Source organism: Flavobacterium helocola (assembly GCF_038289885.1).
GTDB lineage: Bacteria > Bacteroidota > Bacteroidia > Flavobacteriales > Flavobacteriaceae > Flavobacterium > Flavobacterium cheniae.
Genome location: NZ_JBBYHT010000001.1, coordinates 928,920 through 948,092, shown reverse-complemented (window position 1 = coordinate 948,092; position 19,173 = coordinate 928,920). Strand labels below are relative to the sequence as shown.

Annotated in this window: 19 protein-coding genes; 8 read left to right on the top strand and 11 right to left on the bottom strand. The window is 33.9% G+C overall.

Annotation, left to right across the window (positions count from 1 at the left end; genetic code table 11):
• The first annotated feature begins 25 nt into the window (after positions 1-25).
• The 4 genes from AAEO58_RS04295 (at position 26) to AAEO58_RS04280 (ending at position 4,942) form a co-directional block, all read left to right on the top strand.
• Positions 26-382 carry a hypothetical protein gene (locus AAEO58_RS04295; RefSeq protein WP_341682158.1) on the top strand — a complete coding sequence of 119 codons (357 nt, stop codon included), beginning with the start codon at positions 26-28 and terminating at the stop codon, positions 380-382.
• A gap of 133 nt (positions 383-515) precedes the next feature.
• Positions 516-1,535, top strand: coding sequence for a phenylalanine--tRNA ligase subunit alpha (gene pheS, locus AAEO58_RS04290; RefSeq protein ID WP_341682157.1), 1,020 nt, complete (start codon positions 516-518; stop codon positions 1,533-1,535).
• A gap of 46 nt (positions 1,536-1,581) precedes the next feature.
• Complete coding sequence (locus AAEO58_RS04285) at positions 1,582-1,989, top strand: hypothetical protein (protein ID WP_341682156.1); 408 nt, start codon at positions 1,582-1,584, stop codon at positions 1,987-1,989.
• Positions 1,990-2,146: 157 nt separating this feature from the next.
• The gene (locus AAEO58_RS04280) at positions 2,147-4,942 is read left to right on the top strand and encodes a GH92 family glycosyl hydrolase (RefSeq protein WP_341682155.1); all 2,796 of its coding nucleotides are present in this window, start codon (positions 2,147-2,149) and stop codon (positions 4,940-4,942) included.
• 81 nt (positions 4,943-5,023) lie between these two features.
• On the opposite strand, the gene AAEO58_RS04275 is transcribed toward AAEO58_RS04280, so the two are convergent.
• From AAEO58_RS04275 to AAEO58_RS04230, 10 genes are all read right to left on the bottom strand, one after another.
• Complete coding sequence (locus tag AAEO58_RS04275; RefSeq protein ID WP_341682367.1) at positions 5,024-6,001, bottom strand: TerC/Alx family metal homeostasis membrane protein; 978 nt, start codon at positions 5,999-6,001, stop codon at positions 5,024-5,026.
• A gap of 27 nt (positions 6,002-6,028) precedes the next feature.
• The gene (locus AAEO58_RS04270) at positions 6,029-7,024 is read right to left on the bottom strand and encodes an NAD(P)H-dependent glycerol-3-phosphate dehydrogenase (RefSeq protein WP_262317375.1); all 996 of its coding nucleotides are present in this window, start codon (positions 7,022-7,024) and stop codon (positions 6,029-6,031) included.
• 130 nt (positions 7,025-7,154) lie between these two features.
• Positions 7,155-8,321: an iron-containing alcohol dehydrogenase gene (locus tag AAEO58_RS04265; protein WP_341682154.1), complete on the bottom strand. Its 1,167-nt coding sequence runs from the start codon at positions 8,319-8,321 to the stop codon at positions 7,155-7,157.
• A gap of 6 nt (positions 8,322-8,327) precedes the next feature.
• Complete coding sequence (locus AAEO58_RS04260) at positions 8,328-9,005, bottom strand: type 1 glutamine amidotransferase domain-containing protein (RefSeq protein WP_341682153.1); 678 nt, start codon at positions 9,003-9,005, stop codon at positions 8,328-8,330.
• 63 nt (positions 9,006-9,068) lie between these two features.
• Positions 9,069-9,620 (bottom strand): hypothetical protein, encoded by a 552-nt coding sequence (locus tag AAEO58_RS04255; protein ID WP_341682152.1) that lies wholly within the window; start codon positions 9,618-9,620, stop codon positions 9,069-9,071.
• Positions 9,621-9,624: 4 nt separating this feature from the next.
• Entirely contained in the window at positions 9,625-10,206 is a 582-nt protein-coding gene (gene nadD / locus AAEO58_RS04250) for a nicotinate (nicotinamide) nucleotide adenylyltransferase (protein ID WP_341682151.1), read from the bottom strand.
• A 97-nt stretch (positions 10,207-10,303) separates the two neighbouring features.
• A complete protein-coding gene (gene gmk, locus AAEO58_RS04245) occupies positions 10,304-10,876 on the bottom strand; it encodes a guanylate kinase (protein ID WP_341682150.1) in 573 nt (190 codons plus the stop codon).
• Between the two features lie 78 nt (positions 10,877-10,954).
• The gene (locus AAEO58_RS04240; protein ID WP_341682149.1) at positions 10,955-11,815 is read right to left on the bottom strand and encodes a YicC/YloC family endoribonuclease; all 861 of its coding nucleotides are present in this window, start codon (positions 11,813-11,815) and stop codon (positions 10,955-10,957) included.
• 91 nt (positions 11,816-11,906) lie between these two features.
• On the bottom strand, positions 11,907-12,821 hold the full coding sequence (locus tag AAEO58_RS04235; protein WP_341682148.1) for a DMT family transporter: 915 nt from the start codon (positions 12,819-12,821) through the stop codon (positions 11,907-11,909).
• Positions 12,814-13,170: an arsenate reductase family protein gene (locus AAEO58_RS04230; protein WP_341682147.1), complete on the bottom strand. Its 357-nt coding sequence runs from the start codon at positions 13,168-13,170 to the stop codon at positions 12,814-12,816. The genes AAEO58_RS04235 and AAEO58_RS04230 overlap by 8 nt, the downstream gene beginning before the upstream one ends.
• A 79-nt stretch (positions 13,171-13,249) precedes the next feature.
• Here AAEO58_RS04230 and AAEO58_RS04225 point away from each other — a divergent pair, with 79 nt between their 5' ends.
• Positions 13,250-13,705: a DinB family protein gene (locus AAEO58_RS04225; protein ID WP_341682146.1), complete on the top strand. Its 456-nt coding sequence runs from the start codon at positions 13,250-13,252 to the stop codon at positions 13,703-13,705.
• A gap of 67 nt (positions 13,706-13,772) precedes the next feature.
• Positions 13,773-14,915: a cystathionine gamma-synthase gene (locus AAEO58_RS04220; RefSeq protein ID WP_341682145.1), complete on the top strand. Its 1,143-nt coding sequence runs from the start codon at positions 13,773-13,775 to the stop codon at positions 14,913-14,915.
• A 66-nt stretch (positions 14,916-14,981) separates the two neighbouring features.
• Here the strand turns inward: AAEO58_RS04220 and AAEO58_RS04215 are convergent, their stop codons facing one another.
• Positions 14,982-17,135 carry a carboxy terminal-processing peptidase gene (locus AAEO58_RS04215; RefSeq protein WP_341682144.1) on the bottom strand — a complete coding sequence of 718 codons (2,154 nt, stop codon included), beginning with the start codon at positions 17,133-17,135 and terminating at the stop codon, positions 14,982-14,984.
• A gap of 143 nt (positions 17,136-17,278) precedes the next feature.
• Between AAEO58_RS04215 and surE the strand changes: the two genes are divergently transcribed.
• Together surE and lpxB are read left to right on the top strand one after the other, a co-directional pair.
• Complete coding sequence (gene surE, locus AAEO58_RS04210) at positions 17,279-18,046, top strand: 5'/3'-nucleotidase SurE (RefSeq protein ID WP_341682143.1); 768 nt, start codon at positions 17,279-17,281, stop codon at positions 18,044-18,046.
• A gap of 11 nt (positions 18,047-18,057) precedes the next feature.
• Positions 18,058-19,173, top strand: a complete 1,116-nt coding sequence (gene lpxB / locus AAEO58_RS04205; protein WP_341682142.1) for a lipid-A-disaccharide synthase — start codon at positions 18,058-18,060, stop codon at positions 19,171-19,173.

Here is a 19,173-nt window from a genome sequence, read left to right as displayed (position 1 = left end):
AGCTTCCAGCTTCAAACTTAAAAAAATGTCAAGAGACGAACAATTAAAACAGCGTTGGGAAAGCGTTGTCACTATATTATCAGAAAAATTTTCAGGCGGAGAAGACCTTGATTTAGAAGGAATTATCTACTTAATCGGTGTACAAGAATTAGGAAAAATTCATGCTACTTTCAAAAAAGACGAAAAAGTAAACCTAATGCACATTGCCATTTGCCGTTTGTTAGAACCTTATGGTTACTACGAATTTGAGTATTTTGATAACGAAGGTTGGCCACATTACAAAGTAAAAGAAGAATTACCACCTTTAAAAGCAGGCGAACAAGCCGTACTAATGAAAGAAGCCATAGTGAGTTACTTTTTAGAGAAAGAATTGATAGAGTAATTAGTGAAGAGTGAAGAGTGATTAGCTTTTCTTCTTTTGTGTTTTTTGCTAATCACTAATTACTAGTTACTATTCACTTTTTTATTTACTAATCACTAAAAATCACTAAATTTGCACCTTTATACAAAGAGCGATGACAGAAACGATTAAAGCCCATATTGAAGAAGTAAAATCTTTTCAAACCGATAATAAAGAACAATTAGAAGCCTTCCGAATCAAGTATTTGGGAAGTAAAGGCTTGTTGAAAGACTTTTTTGCTGAATTCAAAAATGTTCCAAACGAACAAAAGAAAGAATTTGGACAAGTTATCAACGAATTGAAAACTTCGGCAGAAGAAAAGGTAAAAGCCATTCAAGACGCTTTAGAAAATAAAGAAGAAGCAAAAGGAATTTACGGCGACACAACGCGTCCGGGAGAAGCGATGAACATTGGTTCGCGCCATCCAATTTCTATTGTAAAAAATCAAATGATTGATATTTTTTCAACCATTGGTTTCAACGTGTCTGAAGGTCCAGAAATCGAAGACGATTGGCACAATTTTACCGCATTAAATTTACCAGAATATCATCCAGCAAGAGATATGCAGGATACTTTTTTCATTCAAACTAATCCTGATGTTTTATTGCGTACACACACCTCATCAGTGCAAGTGCGTTATATGGAAAACAACAAACCGCCAATCCGTACGATTTCTCCAGGAAGAGTTTTCCGTAACGAGGCAGTTTCTTCGCGTTCACACTGTATTTTCCATCAAGTGGAAGGATTGTATATTGACAAAGACGTTTCGTTTGCCGATTTAAAACAGACGTTGTTGTATTTCACGAAAGAAATGTTCGGAAAATCGAAAATTCGTTTACGTCCTTCGTATTTCCCATTTACAGAACCAAGTGCTGAAATTGATATTTATTGGGGATTAAAAACTGAAACCGATTACAGAATTACCAAAGGAACCGGTTGGTTAGAAATTGGTGGTTGCGGAATGGTAGATCCAAACGTTTTGAAAAACTGCGGCATCAATCCAGACGAACATACTGGTTTCGCTTTCGGAATGGGTGTAGAACGTATTGCTATGTTGTTGTACCAAATTGGTGATATCCGTATGTTTTATGAAAACGATGTACGTTTCTTAGAGCAATTTAAATCAAGTATATAATTTAAATCCTGACAGGTTTCAAAAACCTGTCAGGATTCTTCAGAATATGAAAAAAGATATTATCATCCCAAAAGTAGCAAACGTTCACATTGTAGCCTTTCAAGAATGGAACGACGATTTTATGGAAAATTCTTGGTACGCTTATTTAATAAACGATACCGATGATTTGCTAGAAATGGCTATGGTAGTTTCTCGCGCTTATGGTTTAATCAATGGTGAAGAACGTAGAACAGGAACATTCCGTCATGCGTTTGCCAAAGTAGAACCAAGAACCGCCGTTAAAGTTGAATTGTTAGAAAACAATGTTTTGCAATTGAATAACGAATTCATGCTGTCATACTTCGCAAACGGTCAATTATTCGATAAAACTTTTGTTTTTAGAACCAATTCCATCAACGAAAAAGCTACTGCCGATTTACCAATTATCAACAAAAGAGGCGTTTTTGCAAATTAGATTTTAAAAAACTTACCGCAGATTCGCAGATTGGATTATTAATCTGCGAATCTGCGGTTTTCATTTTTATCTTTTAGATAATCCATAAAATCTGAGTTATCATTCTTTAAAAAAAGAAAATATTTTTACCTTTAAGAAATTTTTTCAACAACACAACATGAAACCATTTCTTATTGCTTTAGCCTTTTTAACTACTACTTTTTCCCAAGCACAAGATTACGCCAAACACGTCAACCCATTTATTGGAACAGGCGGTCACGGACATACTTTTCCTGGTGCAACTGTGCCTTACGGAATGGTACAACTTTCTCCCGATACAAGAATCGATGGCAGTTGGGATGGCTGTGGCGGTTATCATTATTCGGATAATTTGATTTACGGATTTTCGCACACACATTTGAATGGAACCGGTGTTTCAGATTATGGTGATATTATGTTGATGCCAACAATGGGTGAGCCTTCGTTTGATAATAAAGTGTATTCTTCAACTTTTTCGCATGCCAATGAAAAAGCTTCCGCTGGATTTTACTCCGTGAAATTAGACAAACACAATATTGATGTACGTTTGACCACTTCAACTCGTGTGGGATTTCATGAATATACGTTTAATAAAGCTGGTTTAGCTAATATTATTTTAGATTTGAATCATCGCGATAAGCTTTTGGAAGGAAGAATTCGAGTAATCGATGATAAAACTATTGAAGTGTTACGAAGAAGCGAAGCTTGGGCAAGAGATCAATATGTGTATGCACGAATTGAGTTTAACAAACCGATGAACTTCAACAAATTTATATCTGATTCAGTAAGTAATAGAAAAGAATATTCTGGGTCAAAAGTGGCTATGAGTTTCTCAAAACAAGTCAAAAAAGGTGAAAAAATCCTCGTAAAAGTATCGCTTTCACCAACGAGTTATGAAGGAGCCAAATTAAACAGTTCTGAAATCAAAAATTGGGATTTTGATAAAGTTAAGAAAGAAGCAGAAACCCTTTGGAACAAAGAATTATCAAAAATTGAAGTTACTTCCAATGATAAAGACAAGTTAGCGATTTTCTACACGGCTTTGTATCACACCATGATGCAACCGAATATTGCACAAGATTTAGATGGAAAATATCGCGGTAGAGATAACAAAATTCACACAGCAGAAGGATTTGATTACTACACAGTTTTCTCGCTTTGGGATACGTTTAGAGCTGCGCATCCGTTGTATACTTTAATTGATAAAAAACGAACAGCCGATTACATTAACACCTTCATCAAACAATTCGAGCAAGGCGGTAGATTACCGGTTTGGGAATTGGCTTCCAATGAAACCGATTGTATGATTGGCTATCATTCTGTTTCTGTAATTGCAGATGCGATGGCAAAAGGAATTACAGGTTTTGATTACGAAAAAGCCTTTGAAGCCAGTAAAGCTTCTGCTATGCGTGATGTATTAGGTTTGGATGCCTACAAGAAAAACGGCTTCATTTCTATTGACGACGAACACGAAAGCGTTTCCAAAACCTTAGAATATTCTTATGACGATTGGTGTATTGCCCAAATGGCAGCTATTTTGGGGCATTCTGATGATTACCAATATTTCATGATGCGTTCTCAAAACTGGAAAAACCTTTTCAATGGAAAAAATACGTTCATCCAACCTAAGAAAAATGGTGGTTGGGACACACCTTTTGATCCAAAAGAGGTAAATAATAATTTCACTGAGGCTAATGCATGGCAATATACTTTTTTTGTACCTCAAGATATTGATGGTATGATACAGGCTTATGGAGGAAAGGAAAAATTTGAAGCCAAGTTAGATGAAATGTTCACTACTGAAAGTAAAACAACCGGGAGAGAACAAGTTGATATTACGGGTTTAATTGGACAATATGCGCATGGGAACGAACCAAGTCACCATGTTGCGTATTTGTATAATTATGTGGGAAAACCTGAAAAAACAAAAGAAAAAGTACATTACATTTTAGATAATTTTTACACTAATTCGCCAGATGGTTTAATTGGAAATGAAGATTGCGGTCAAATGAGTGCTTGGTATGTGTTGAGTTCGATTGGTAGATATCAGGTTACACCTGCTGAGAATCATTGGGTTTTGACTAAACCATATTTTGATTCAGCCAAAATTCATTTTGAAGACGGAAATAATAAACTAATTTCTAAAGAGAGTAAATTTCAGGATAATGAATATATTGAAAACGAACAAGTTGAAAAAATTAATATTTATCGAGCAGCTGGTAATGATGATATTTTTCCAGTTCCAGTTATCATGGCTTCAAGCAAATCATTTAAAGATATTTTAGAAATTACATTTGATTCATTTCATGATCCTACAGAGTTTTTTTATAGCATAAATAATTCCGAATTTGTTATGTTCAATGAAAAGATAATGTTAGACAAAACAGCAACAATAAGATTTTATTCTGATGATGGTTTTGGTAAAACAAGTGATACCATTTCCGCAACCTTTTTCAAAAAACCAAACAACTACAGCATCAATATAAAATCGGTTTACAATCCGCAATATCATGCGGGTGGTCCAGAAGGGTTGTTAGATGGTATTTTAGGAACAGAGAACTGGAGAAAAGGCGATTGGCAAGGTTACCAAAGTCAGGATTTTGAAGCGGTTGTCGATTTAAAAGAAGTGAAAAACATTTCAGAAATTTCAGCTCGTTTTTTACAAGACCAACGTTCGTGGATTTTAATGCCTACAAAAGTGGAATATTACATTTCGGATGATAATGTGAATTTTACGTATTTCGGTTCGGTAAACAATACGTTAGATCCAAAATTAGAAGAAAATACGATTTTGAATTTCACATCAAACGAAAACAAAGGAAAAAAAGCACGTTACGTAAAAGTTATCGCTAAAAACTTCGGTAAATTACCAGAATGGCATCAAGGCGCTGGTGGCGATGCGTTTATTTTTGTAGATGAGATTACAATAAAATAAAAACCAAATATTAACCGCAGATTCGCAGATTTAAACTAATTAATCTGTGAATCTGCGGTTTTATATTGTGTTGAATAAAAATTAATCCTTATCGGGAAACAACAAAGAAGCGATTACAGACAAGATTAAAGCAGAACCAACAACAGTTAAAGATAAGCTCGTTGGAACGTGGTAGAACGGCGCTATAATCATTTTAGTTCCGATAAAAGCCAAAATAAATCCTAATCCGTATTTCAACTTACTAAACATGTACATAAAGTTCGCCAAAAGGAAATACAATGAACGTAATCCTAAAATCGCAAAAATGTTAGACGTATATAAAATAAATGGATCGTCTGGTGCAATAGCAAAAATAGCTGGAATACTGTCTACAGCAAATAATAAGTCCGTAAACTCAACAATTGCAACCACCACAAATAAAGGTGTTGCCATTCTAATTCCGTTTTGAATGGTGAAGAATTTATCACCATCAAAATTGGGACTCACTTTAAAAAACCTGTGTACTAGCTTTGAACCCGCACTTTTACTAAAATCTTTACTTCCTTCATCTTCTTCATTACTAAAACCAGATTTGATTCCAGCAACAATTAGAATAATTCCGAAAATGGTTAGCAAATAATTAATTTTCACCACTTGACCGAACAATTCCATTTCGGGTAAATACGTATAATTTAGTAACCAAACTCCGGTAAAAATAAAGATTGCTCTAAAAACTAAAGCGCCAATTACACCCCAAAATAATACTTTGTGTTGGGCTTCTTTTGCAACATTGAAGTAACCAAATACCAAGATAAACACGAATAAATTATCAACCGAAAGCGCTTTTTCTATCCAATACGCGCCTTGAAACTGCATGAATTTCTCCGCTCCCATGTAGTGATATATAATACCACTGAATCCCATGGCTAAAGATATCCAAATCACCGACCAAATAGCCGCTTCGCGATTGGAAACTACGTGACCTTTTTTGTTTAAAACTCCTAAATCTAAAACCAACATCGCAATGATGGTAATTGTAAAAGCCGTAATAATACCAGGATGATCAATTAAATGATCGATTGAACCTGTTTTTAATGATAGCATGTATTAATTTAATTTATCTGTTAGTTCTTTAAAAACGGCTTTAGCGTCTTTGTTTTCGTATAAAATTTCGTAAACGGCGTCGATAATCGGAGTATCAGCTCCGTATTCTTTATTTAATTTGTAGGCACTTTTTACAGCGTAATATCCTTCAGCCACCATGCTCATTTCCATTTGTGCTGATTTTACAGTGTAACCTTTTCCAATCATGTTTCCAAACATTCTATTTCGAGAAAATACCGAATATCCAGTAACCAATAAATCGCCCAAATAAGCCGAATTATTAATGTTTCGCTTCATTTTATGTACTTTACGAATGAATTTCTTCATTTCGCGAATACCATTACTCATCAAAACCGCTTGAAAGTTATCGCCATAGCCTAAACCATGCGCTATACCGGCGGCAATAGCATATATGTTCTTTAAAACGGCAGCATATTCTGTTCCAATAATATCATCAGTAGTTTTTGCTTTGATGTAATGTGAGCTCAGATTTTTAGCCACATATTTGGCTTTTTTTCTATCGCTACAAGCAATGGTTAAGTACGATAAACGTTCCATAGCCACCTCTTCCGCATGACAGGGACCCGTAATTACCCCAATATTATCAAATGGAATATCGTATTTGGTATGAAAATGTTCACCAACAATCAAACTCGATTCTGGAACAATTCCTTTAATCGCAGAGAAAATGATTTTTCCTTCTAAACTTTCAGTTAAACTTTCCAATTCTTTACTCAAAAAAGCAGAAGGAACTACAAAAATCACATAATCAGCATAAGCAACTGCTTCGTTGATATCGTTTGTAAGTTTTAATTTATTGGTATCAAACGCAACCGAGCTTAAATAATTTGGGTTGTGTTTTTGATGTTTCAAATGCTCAATAGCATACGTGCTTCGCATGTACCAAGCGATTTCGTCTTGATTTTCACAAAGCATTTTCGCAATTGCAGTAGCCCAACTTCCTCCTCCAATGACGGCAAATTTTGGCTTTTTTTCCATTTTACGATTTAATTTAGAACATCAAAAATAGGCATTTAAAAAGGATTTACAAAAAACGTTTGCGAAACTCTTTTTAATACAAAGGCACGAAGAAAAACTCCGCGCCTTTATTATGATGAATAGGTATTTTTTAATAACTCATTTCTACAATAGTTCTCACTTTTTCTAAAGTGATGTTTTGCTTTTCACCCATGGCTTTCCAACCTCTTTCTTCGAAACGTTTTACGATAAAATCGGCTGTTTTTTCGATGTTTTCTACGTTTTCTGAAATTTTGGTTTTCATGCCCATTTTGTGGAAGAAATCAACCGTTTTTTCAATCGCTTTTTCTGCAATTTCTTCAGTTGAATTGCCTTGAATGTTCCAAACGCGTTGACCGTATTGTGCTAATTTCTCTTTTTTCGTGTCGAACATCACGCGGTATAAATTTGGACCAATTATAGCCAAAGTTCTCGCATGATCAATTTCGTATAAAGCCGTTAATTCATGACCAATCATATGCGTTGCCCAATCCGAAGGAACACCTTTTTGAATTAATCCATTCAATGCCATTGTGGCACTCCAAACAAAGTTGGAAGCCAATTTATAATCACTCGGGTTTTCCACTACATCGGGACCAATTTCAATTAATGTTTGTAAAATACTTTCTGAAATTCGGTCTTGCAATAAAGCATCGTGAGTATAGGTCAAATATTGCTCCATAACGTGTGTGAATGCATCCACAACACCGTTTTGCAATTGTCTTTTTGGTAATGAAGTAATCACGGTTGGATCCACAATTGAAAATACTGGAAACAAAGCGCTTCCGCCAAGCGTTAATTTTTCTTGTGTAGCTTCAATCGTAACCACAGCGCCTGAATTCATTTCAGAACCTGTCGCTGGCAAGGTTAAAACAGTTCCAAAAGGAATTACTTTAGAAGCATCTTTGAATAAAATTCGTTTTTTCAAAATATCGGCTTCGTCACCTTCAAAATTCACAGCTGCCGAAATAAATTTCACGCCATCAATCACACTTCCGCCACCAACAGCTAAAATAAATCCGATTTTTTCAGCACGAATAATTGCAACAGCTTTCATTAAAGTTTCAAATCGAGGATTTGGTTCGATGCCACCAAACTCTACGATATCGTGATTGGGTAAAGCGGCTTTTACTTGGTCGTAAACACCATTTTTGAAGATACTTCCGCCACCATAAGCGATAAGAATTTTAGTATTTGAAGGAACTAATTCAGTTAGTTTTTCAATTTGCCCTTTTCCAAAGACATAATTTACAGGATTGTATAATTCGAAGTTTAGCATAACATTTTATTTTAATTTGTTCAATAATATTTGTGCAACAGGTTTAGATGAAGCAGGGTTTTGTCCTGTAATCAATAGACCATCTTCTACAGCATAGGGATGCCAATTTTCTGTTTTTAAGTAATTTGCACCATTTTCTTTAAATACATCTTGAAGTAAAAACGGAACAACATTAGTTAAACCAACCGCATCTTCTTCTTCGTTTGAAAATCCGGTTACATTTTTTCCTTTAACAAGAAATTCACCATTTATTTTTACGTTTTTCAAAACAGCAGGAGCATGACACACAAATGCAACAGGCTTATTGCTGTTGTAAAAAGTTTCAATTAAAGAAATAGAATTTTTATCATCAACTAAATCCCATAATGGACCATGTCCACCTGGATAGAATACCGCATCATAATTTGCTGGATTTACATCTGACAGTTTAATGGTATTCTTAAGTTTTTCTTGAAGTTCACTATCATTGTCAAATCTTTTTGTGTCTTCAGTTGCAGCACTTGGGTCTTCGCTTTTAGGATCAATTGGTGGTTCGCCTCCTTTTGGGGTTGCAATAGTAATTTCAATTCCTTGGTCTAATAATTCATAATATGGGGCAGCCAATTCTTCAGTCCAATAACCAGTTTTTTCTCCTGTATTTCCTAATTTGTCGTGAGAGGTAACTACAAATAATACTTTTTTCATAACTTTTTCTTTTTAAGAATACAAAGTTACGCAATGGGATTGGGAACGAATGGTAAAGGAATGTTAAGAATGATTTCGATTAGAATTATATTTATTTCTGAAAAAATTCATTGTTTCTATAATTTCTTCAGGGTTTGAATAATTATATAAACCGAAACGTTCCTTCTTACCAGTTATCATAAAGATTTCTAAATAATACGTAGAACTTTTGTGTTTGGGTTCAATCGTAAAACCATAATCATAAATTTGATTCCAAAAATATTGGGTTTTATTAATTTCAATACCTGCTTTTGAAATTTTAATTTCTTCTATTTTTTTTGTTTTATTATACCAAACAAGAAGTATTAAGACAACTAATAAACCGAAAACTAAATATCTACTAAAAACATCTTCAATCGCACGAAAGCCAAAAATAAAAATCATAAATCCGAAAACAAAATATATGTATTTATCAGAGCCTGTATTATTAAAAACGATTTCTTCACTATAATTTTCAATGGTCGAACCGTACTCTTTTGACCTAACAAAATATGGATTGTCAAAAATAGAATCTACTACCGAAAGCTTCTTTTTTGGTTGCTTTTCAATCAGCTTTTCTAGTTCGGCATTTTGCATTCGATTACTTTTTATAAAACATATTATGCTCCACATATTCCCAAACTTTATTCGGTAACATTGGAACCACATTTTTACCGTTTTTAATGCTTTCGCGAATGAAGGTTGAGGATAATTCAATTACTGGCGCACCAACTCTATGAATTTTTTCATGATTTATAAATTGCTCGTCAATTTCACCTGAATTTAGTCGCGGATAAACATAAATATTATGGTTTTGCAAAATAACTTCGTAGTTTTTCCATTTGTGAAGCGAGTTCAAATTGTCTTCGCCCATGATTAAAGAAAATTCGTGTTTTGGAAATTTTTCTTGTAAATGCGCCAAGGTATTTACGGTATAATTCGGCTGTGGTAATTTGAATTCGATATCCGAAGGTTGGATTTTTGGGTAATCTTCCGTTGCCAAATGCACCATGTGCAAACGATGGTAATCATCTAACAAGGTGTTTTTCTGTTTGTGCGGATTATGAGGTGTAACCACCATCCAAATTTGATCCAAATCAGAATGCTCTGCCATATGATTGGCAATAATTAAATGCCCAATGTGAATGGGATTAAACGTTCCGAAATACAGACCTATTTTCATTTTTGTTACACAGAGTTTCACGAAGTTTTACACAGAGTTTCACGAAGTTTTTTGTGCTACTTGGTGCATAACTTAGTGAGACTTTGTGCTATACTTTTTATTTACTAATAAAATCCTTTACCAATTTGTACGCATCTTCTTTTGCCACATCTAAATCATAATTTTTGATGATGGTGTCAAATTGAGGTGCAGTTGCTAATTCTACTGATGCTTTTGCGATACGCATGTTGATTTTGTCTTCGCTTTCTGTAGAACGTTGTTTTAGGCGACGCTTTAATTCGTCAACGCTTGGTGGTTTTACGAAAACCGCTAACGTTTCGTTTGGAAATTTGCTTTTAATACGCAATCCGCCCGCTACATCAATATCAAAAATTACGTGTTTTCCTAAAGCCCAAATTCGTTCTACTTCGGCTTTCAAAGTGCCGTAGAAATTATCGGTGTAGACTTCTTCCCATTCCACGAAATCTTCCGCTTTAATATGCTTTTTGAATTCGTCCCAAGAAATAAAATAATAATCTTTTCCATGTACTTCTTCGCCACGAGGTGCACGCGTTGTACACGAAATCGAAAATTCTAAATTCAAATCGGGTTGGGCTAATAAATGTCTTACTATAGTGGTTTTTCCTGAACCTGATGGCGCAGAGAATACTAATAATTTTCCTTTGGTCATTGTGTTGTTATTTTTGCCACGGATTAAGGGATTATAACGATTTTAATCCGTGAAAATTTGTGTAATCTGTGGCTTAAACTATAAAACGTTTAATACTTGCTCCTTAATCTTTTCCAATTCATCTTTCATCATCACCACCAATTTTTGCATTTCGGTATGATTCGATTTTGAACCCATGGTATTGATTTCTCTTCCCATTTCTTGCGTGATGAAACCTAATTTTCTTCCGTTAGCTTCTGTTCCGTTTAAGGTTTCTAAGAAATAGTTCAAATGGTTGCCCAAACGTACTTTTTCTTCAGTAATGTCGTATTTTTCTAGATAAAAAATCAATTCTTGTTCGAAACGATTTTCATCTACATTGACTTTTAATTCATCTAAAGCAGTACGTAAACGAGTTTTTACGGTTTCAACGCGTTCAGCATCGTAAGAAACCGCTTCGTTCATTAAATTATTGATGTTTGAAATGCGCAATTGGAATTCTTTTTCTAAAGAAGCGCCTTCATCTTTTCTAAAATTCGCGATGTTTTCCAACGCTTCATCAATCACGGTTTGGATTTGTTTCCATTCGTTTTCATCGATTTCGTCGCGCTCGGTTTTTAAAGCATCAGGCATACGAACCGCCATTTTCATCAATTCTGTTTCATCTGCATTTGGAATTACGGCTTTCATTTGGTTAATGTACCCTTTCACAATCGGTACATTGATTTTTGAAGTGGTTTCTTCGCCAGTTACTTCAACATAAAGCGAAAAATCAACTTTTCCACGCTCTAAACGTTGCGAAATTTGATTGCGTAAACCCAATTCCATTTCACGAAAAACCGATGGCATTCGCGTATTTAAGTCTAAACCTTTACTGTTTAGCGATTTGATTTCTACGGTAATTTTTTTGGTTGGTAATTGCAAAGATGCTTTCCCAAAACCCGTCATGGAGTGTATCATACGTTATAAAAATGTCTTCAAAGATAAGAAAATGCCCCCTAACCCCCAAAGGGGGAATAAGTTTGTGTATTTATTTGTGATTTAAAATTATTTAGGAAGTTTTCTCCCCTCCTTTGGAGGGGTTGGGGGAGGCTTTCTGCGTTACCAAATAAACTCCGACAAATATCAACACTGCCGAAATTAATTTCACCAAACTCAAATCGTCTTTTCCTAAACTTACTGCAAAAATAGTGGCAAAAAGTGGTTGTAAATAAATAAAAACCGCTACGGTTGTTGGTTTTAGTTCGCGCATGGAAACTAAATTTAGCAAATACGTTAAGAACGTTGAAAACACCACTACGAAACCAATTTTCCAGAAAATATCCGTTGGTAAATTAGCGAAATCTATAGCTTGAAATTCGCCCCAACCAAAAGGTAATACCATCAAAAAACCAAAAGTATAAATCCATTTTACGAAGGTAAAGGCGTTGTATTTATCCATTAATTTCTTCACGATAATGAGGTAAAATCCGTATGAAACCGCGTTTACAAAAACCAATAAATTTCCTAAACTTGCATTTGTAGCGTTTACCAATGATTTTCCGTATAAAATTAAAGTTATCGTTCCAGCTAAGCCTAAAATGATTCCCAATACTTTTCGGTTTTCCATGCGTTCTTTCATGATGAATGCCGATAAAACAAGCACAATCATAGGTGTTGTAACCATCAAAACGGCTCCCATAATAGGCGAAGTATAACTCAATCCTTTGAAAAAAGTCAGCATATTAAAAGCTACTCCGAAGAACGCAGCTGCAACAATTCGAGGAAAATCTTCTTTAGCAATTTTTTCTTTTGGACCAAAAAAGGAAATCAACCAAAATAACAAAACCGAACCACCAACACGCATTACGATAAACCCGAATGCGTCAACATATTTTGGCATCACATCTTTAGCAATCGTAAAAGTTACGCCGTAAATGATGGAAACTAAGGTGGCGGCAACTAATGCCCAACTTCTTTTAGACACTTTGAAGAGCTTTTGTTAGTTTAAGTATATTAGGTTGCGTGTTCCCGATAAAAATTTCATTATTAAAAATAACAACGGGACGACTCAAAAACGTGTAATGTTCTAAAAGGTATTTTTTGAAATCGGCTTCAGTTAGATTTTTATCTTTTAAACCTAATGATTTATATAACTGAGCTTTTTTGCTGAAAAGCGCTTCGTAACTTCCCGAAAGTTGATACATTTCTTCTAAATCGCTTTCCGAAATTGGATTTTGGCGAATATCGATAAACGTTAATTTATCAGAATTTGGAAGTGATTTGATGATTTTTCGGCAGGTATCACACGAAGCCAAATAGTATATTTTGTTCATTTTGATGTTTTTCAATTTCTGATGCAAAAATACAGCCTTTTGAATTCTAAAAATCAGTAATTTTATAAAAAATTAAGCAATGGAAGCAACTTTTAGAATTTGGGAAACCAGCAGAAATATTTATTTGAAGTTTTTTGATAATTATTCATTAGAACAACTCAATACAATTCCAGCAGGAATGAGCAATAATTTGATTTGGAATTTGGGACACGTAGTTGTTTCCCAACAGAAATTGGTCTATGCTTTATCAGGTTTACCAATGCATATTTCCGATTCGCTTTTTGAGAAATATCAAAATGGATCGCGTCCAGATGGAAAAACTACTCAAGCAGAAGTAGATGAAATCAAGAAATTATTATCCGAAATGGTTGAAAAAACGAAAGCTGATTTTGAAGTCGGAATTTTCAAAGAATATCATCCGTATCAAACCAAAACCGGATTTCATTTAGGAACTTGGAAAGAAGCGATGGAGTTCAATAATTATCATGAAGGAATTCATTTAGGAATTATGATGTCGATTAAAAAGCATATTTAGCGAATTGTTAACGATTCGAAAAGTAGCATCAACCAACTTTTATTTACCTTTGTAAAAATTTTTTAAAATGAAATTCAATACAAAAACGATACATGGTGGACAACATCATGAAAAAGTAACGGGAGCGGTAATGCCTCCTGTGTTTCAAACATCGACTTATGTGCAATCAAGTCCTGGAAAACCAATTGGCGACTACGAATACAGTAGAGCAGCAAACCCAACAAGAACCGCTTTAGAAGATGCTTTAGCAAGTATCGAAAACGGAGCAAGAGGTTTAGCTTTTTCTTCTGGATTAGCAGCAACCGATTGTTTGTTGCGCATGTTCAAAGCAGGTGACGAAATCATCGCAATGGACGATTTATATGGAGGAACATACCGATTATTCACAAGATTATACAAAGATAGCGGTATCAAATTTCATTTTGTAGATATGAATGATTTGGAGAAATTCCAATCGTTAATCAACGAAAACACAAAATTGGTTTGGGTAGAAACACCGACTAATCCATTAATGAAATTAGCGGATATAGCTGCGATTGCTCAGATTACTAAAAAGCACAATATCTTATTTGCTGTAGACAATACTTTTGCAACGCCATATTTACAAAAACCATTGGATTTAGGTGCAGATATTGTAATGCATTCAGCAACTAAATATTTAGGAGGTCACTCAGATGTTATTGCAGGTGCTTTAATTATCAAAGATAAAGCATTAGGCGAAGAATTACATTTCAAACAATTTGCAACTGGAGCAACTTTAGGGCCAATGGATTCTTTCTTGGTTTTAAGAGGAATTAAAACATTGCATTTGCGTGTTCAACGTCATTGCGAAAATGGTGAGAAAGTAGCGGAATATTTAGATAATCATCCTTTAGTGGAAAGAGTGTATTATCCAGGTTTAGCATCACATCCATTTCATGAAATTGCTAAAAAGCAAATGAGTGGTTTTGGAGGAATGGTAACCTTTACTTTCAAATCAGGTAAAAAAGAAGATGCGATTAAATTCTTAGAAAATTTAAAAGTATTCACTTTAGCAGAATCTTTAGGTGGAGTGGAATCGTTAGCGAATCATCCAGCTTTAATGACACACGCTTCTATTCCAGAAGATAAAAGAAAAGAAGTAGGTATTTCAGATGATTTAGTTCGTTTGAGCGTAGGAATTGAAGATATCGAAGATTTATTAGCTGATTTAGAACAAGCTTTTAACTAGTAGAAACAACTAAAAACAAAAAATCCCGATTCTCACGAATCGGGATTTTTTGTTCCTTTTACTTTATTAATTCATACTCAATTTCTGAGTAAATCCTTTTGCTTTAGTTAACAATTTAATATCAGATATGACATTTAAAGTCTCTTCCATATAAATATCCTTTTGCATGTCTTCATGCCAACGCTCTCTTTTTTGTTTCAATAACGTGTCTTTTTCAAACAACGCAACTTCATCGGGTAAAGAAGTAAACTGATACTTGTTTTTATAATCTGAGATAGCTTTAAACTTCTTAATCTTCTCATCTGCAACTGCAATTTCTTTATTAAATTCGTTTAAATTTAAACTGAAATCATTTTCATCTTTACGTTCAAAAATCCATTTTGCATTTTCATCAATAAGATTAAAAGTTGGATTAGCAGCAATTCTTTTCTTACTATTTGCAATTACATTATCATAGTTAATATTTAACGGTTGGTATTTTGCTGGTTCTATTTTATCCCAAGGCAATGCACTTTCTTCATCACGTTCTCCCATATCTAAATAGGCAAAACGATCTGGAAAAACGATATCGCTTTTTACACCTTCTTTTTGAGTTGACCCTCCATTAATTCTATAAAACTTCTGAATAGTTGTTTTTAAGGCTCCTAAATCACCATAAGAATTTCCTCTGATGAATTGATTCAAATCAATCATGTTTTGAACAGTTCCCTTACCATAAGAATGTTTACTACCTACAACAATTCCTCGTTTATAATCTTGAATTGCTGCCGCAAAAATTTCTGAAGCTGATGCCGAGAAATTATTAATCATTACTACAAGTGGTCCATCGTACTGAACTCTTTTATCTGGATCTGGTAAAATTTCAGGGTTTCTTCCTGGAGCTTTTACTTGAACAATTGGCCCTTCTGGAATAAACAACCCTACCATTTTAACAACTGTTTCCAAAGAACCTCCTCCATTATCGCGCAAGTCCATAACAAGACCATCGATGTTTTGTGCTTTTAATTTTTCGATTTCAGCTGCGACGTCTTTGAAGGCATCACGATTTTCTTTGTTTTCAAAACTGATATAAAATTTTGGCAAATAAATAATTCCATATTTTTTACCATCTTTCTCAACTACACTAGATTTAGCAAACGTTTCTTCAGTTTCAACTTCATCTCTAATAATTGAAATAACTTTTATTGTACCGTCAACTTTTTTAACTGTTAATCGAACTTCTGTTCCTTTAGGCCCTTTGATTTTTTTCACTACATCATCCAAACGCATTCCTGCAATATCAAGTGGCTCCTCTTTTCCTTGAGCTACTTTAAGGATTAAATCTCCAGCTTCTAATTCTTTTCCTCTCCAAGCCGGACCACCAGAAATTAATTCTGAAACTTCAACTCCAGATTCTTTCTTTTGTAAACGCGCACCAATTCCTTGGAATGTTCCACTCATACTTACATCAAATTTCTCTTTATCATCTGGAGAAAAATAGAATGTATGTGGATCAAAACGTTCTACAATTGAATTTAAAAATATTGCAAACCAATCGTCTCTTTCTAACTCTTTTTCAATAAAATCAAAATATTCATTTAAAGATTTTAAAGAATTTTCTCTAACTTCTTTTTCAAGCGTCTCAAATGATTTTACTTCATATTTGGCATCATTTTTCTTTTTATCTTCCTCAAGTTGCTCTTTATCTGTAATAGAAGAAAGCGCAGACAACTTTAATTGCTTTCTCCATCTGTCAACTAATTCAGATTTATTTTTACTAAATGGCAGTTTTTCATAATCTACATTTATGCTTTCATTAATCTTGAAATCGAAAGGCTTATCTAAAATTTCTTCATAAATAGCTCTAGATTCTTTCATTCTTTTCAACAAACGAGAATTAGTTAAATTAAAGAATGTTAAATCTTTATTTTTAATCATATCATCAATTTGAGTTTCATATTTACTGAACTCATCTATATCACTTTGTAAAAAGAATCGTTTTGTTGGGTCAATATTGTTCAAATATTTACTGTACACTTTTTTAGAAAAGTCATCATTTAACTCAACCGGACTATAATGTCCTTTTTCTAAAACAAAAGTTAGCAGTTCTAACAAAAGTTTGTCTTTTTCTGGGTCTTCCTTTTTTTCACTAGGAACAAAACTCCACAATATTGCTGATAAAGCAGTTACCAACAATATAACCTTATAATTTCTTTTCATAAATTCCACTATTCGTTTCATTGAAAAATTTTCAACTAAATTAAACAAAAAATCGTGCCACAAGTGTGCAAAATACTATAATTTTTTGTTAAACCAACAAAAATAGGCATACAAAAAAAAGGTTTTGGTTTAAATTATTTAATTTAGCAAAAAATGTACGAAGAATGTCAAAACCACTTATACTGATAACTAACGACGATAGTATTGTTGCACCGGGAATTCGCGCTTTAATTGAAGTAATGAAAGAACTTGGTGATGTTGTAGTTGTTGCTCCAGATAGTCCACAAAGCGCAATGGGACACGCGATTACCATTAACAACACTTTAAAACTAGAAAAAGTACATTTAGACAATGAACTTGAACAAGAATACAGTTGTAGTGGAACTCCAGTAGATTGCGTGAAAATTGCAGTAAACGAAATACTAAAAAGAAAACCCGACTTATGTGTTTCTGGAATTAATCACGGCTCTAATTCTTCAATTAATGTTATTTATTCTGGAACCATGAGTGCTGCGGTTGAAGCTGGAATCGAAGGCATTCCTGCAATCGGATTTTCATTGTTAGATTATAGTTGGGATGCCGATTTTGAACCCATCAAAGGTCATATCAAACAAATTGCATATGAAGTTTTGAAAAATGGTTTACCTGAAGGTGTAATTTTGAATGTTAATTTCCCGAAATTAAGCAAAGAAGAAATAAAAGGAGTAAAAATTTGCCGCCAAGCGAAAGCTATGTGGCAAGAAGAATTTGATAAAAGAACAAATCCACAAGGAAAAGAATATTATTGGTTAACTGGTAAGTTTGTCAATTTAGACAAAGGAACAGATACCGATGAATGGGCTTTAGAAAATGGTTACATTTCGATTGTACCGGTACAATTTGATTTAACTGCACATCATGCAATGCAACAATTGAATTCTTGGGAATTATAAAGAAAAAATAAATGAAATATTACATCATAGCAGGAGAAGCTTCGGGCGATTTACACGGTTCAAACTTAATGAAGGCTTTGTATGAAAAAGATCCATCAGCCGAAATTCGTTTTTGGGGTGGCGATTTGATGCAAAATGTAGGCGGTACTTTAGTCAAACACTATCGTGAATTGGCTTTCATGGGATTTATTGAAGTTATCATGAACCTAAAAACGATTTTGAACAACATCAAAATTTGTAAAAAAGACATTGAAGCATTTCAACCTGATGCGATTATTTTTATCGATTATCCTGGATTTAATATGCGCATTGCGACTTGGGCAAAAGAGCGCAACATTCCAACACATTATTACATTTCACCTCAAATTTGGGCTTGGAAAGAAAATCGCATCAAAGCTATCAAACGCGATGTGGATTTTATGTATGTAATTCTTCCGTTTGAGAAAGATTTTTACGAGAAAAAACACAATTTTCCAGTTCATTTTGTAGGTCATCCGTTAATAGATGCCATTGCAAGTAGAACTGAAGTTTCGGATGAAATTTTCAGAAAAGAAAATCAGTTATCTGAAAAACCAATTATAGCTTTATTACCAGGAAGTCGCCAACAAGAAATTGCTAAAATGCTTTCGATTATGCTTTCGGTAGTGAAAGATTTTCCGGATTATCAATTTGTGATTGCTGGTGCTCCAAGTCAGGAATACGAATTTTACAAAACGTTTTTGACCAATGAAAACGTGAAATTTATTTCGAATAAAACTTATGATTTATTGAGTCATTCTCATGCTGCATTAGTAACTTCTGGAACGGCAACTTTAGAAACCGCTTTATTTAATGTTCCTGAAGTAGTTTGTTATAAAGGAAGTTATATTTCGTACCAAATTGCTAAACGCATTATCACTCTAAAATACATTTCATTGGTAAATTTAATCATGGACAAAGAAGTGGTTAAAGAATTAATTCAAGAAGAATTGAACACAAAAAACTTAAAATTAGAATTGAATAAAATTCTAAATTCCGAAAGTCGCGCTGTGTTATTGAACAATTACACTGAATTGAAACAAAAATTAGGAGGAGAAGGCGCTAGCAAAAAAACAGCCGAATTGATTGTAAATTCTTTTAAAAAATAA